The 1,391-nt window shown below is 44.5% G+C and carries 2 protein-coding genes; one reads left to right on the top strand and one right to left on the bottom strand.

Annotated elements, in window-relative coordinates; all coding sequences use genetic code 11:
• Positions 1–86 precede the first annotated feature (86 nt).
• Positions 87–980, top strand: coding sequence for an ROK family protein (locus tag A3738_RS28135; protein ID WP_068479417.1), 894 nt, complete (start codon positions 87–89; stop codon positions 978–980).
• A 7-nt stretch (positions 981–987) separates the two neighbouring features.
• On the opposite strand, the gene ampD is transcribed toward A3738_RS28135, so the two are convergent.
• On the bottom strand, positions 988–1,391 hold a 404-nt coding region (ampD, locus tag A3738_RS28130), incomplete at its 5' end, for a 1,6-anhydro-N-acetylmuramyl-L-alanine amidase AmpD (protein ID WP_156504563.1).

Raw genomic sequence — 1,391 nt, 5'->3', positions numbered from 1 at the left:
TAACGACATTAACGGTTTTGCGGCCAAACAATTAATAGCATCAGGTTTGTCAGCAACAACGAACACAATGCTAACGGAGCGCGTAAATGCACTTAGGAATTGACCTAGGCGGAACAAAAACCGAAATCATGGTATTAAACGCTGATAACAAGGCCGTCTACAACAAGCGCGTTGCGAGCCCACAAGGCGATTACACAAAAACATTGACCAATCTCTCCTCACTTATCCTCGAAGCAGAGAAATCACTCGGACAGAGGTGCACGATAGGAATAGGGATCCCTGGCAGCATATCGCCAACTTCAGGCTTGGTGCAAAACGCTAACTCAACCTGGCTAATTGGCAACAACCTTAAACAAGACCTCGAGTGTAGCATTGGTCGACCTGTCGCTTTAGCAAATGATGCTGATTGTTTCACGCTCAGCGAAGCATCAGATGGAGCAGCGAAAGATCAAACCTGTGTTTTTGGTGTAATACTCGGAACTGGAGTGGGTGGTGGAATCTGCATCAATCAACACATTCTGGTAGGCCCAAATGCGATTACAGGAGAATGGGGTCATAACGTCATGCCAGCACCTCTGCAAACTAATTCTAATGCTGCCCAATGCTATTGCGGAAAAACACATTGCATAGAAACCTATCTCAGCGGCCCAGCATTCGTTAGACGCACTATAGAAACAACCGGAGCGGAGGCCTCTTCAGTACAAGAACTTTTAAAGCTAAGTACTGAAGACACACAGATTAAAGATGCATTTGAACGTTACTACGAAGGATTAGCGTATGCTTTAGCCCAAGTCGTTAACGTCTTAGACCCCAATGCAATTGTTCTTGGAGGAGGACTAAGCAATCTTCGTGATCTGTATATCGAGGTTCCTAAACGCATTAAAAAATATGTATTTTCAGAACAATTTGAAACACCAATACAACCCGCAAAATATGGCGATGCAAGTGGCGTAAGGGGCGCGGCTTGGCTAGGAAGATAGCTCGAAGCTAGATCATTGAGAAATAGCGATTCCAATCAAACATAGGTCCTGGGTCTGTTTTTCTTTCTGGCGCAATATCACTATGACCAACAATATTATCTTTCGAAACTATTGGGTACTCATCCATTAGTGCACGCGTTAAGTGAACTAAAGACTCGTATTGCGCATCAGTAAAAGCATCATCATCCTGCCCTTCAAGCTCAACACCAATGGAATAATCGTTACAGTTTTCCCGACCACAGAATGTGGACACACCAGCATGCCAAGCGCGATCTAAACACGACACAAACTGCGTAACACGCCCATCACGTCGAATATAAAAATGAGCCGATACTTCCACTCCACGAATTTCATCGAAAAAAGGATGCATATCGTGGTCGAGGCGATTGAGAAAAAAGTCATCCACCTCAT

It is taken from the genome of Oleiphilus sp. HI0066 (assembly GCF_001635725.1).
This window is presented reverse-complemented; position numbering and strand designations above follow the sequence as displayed.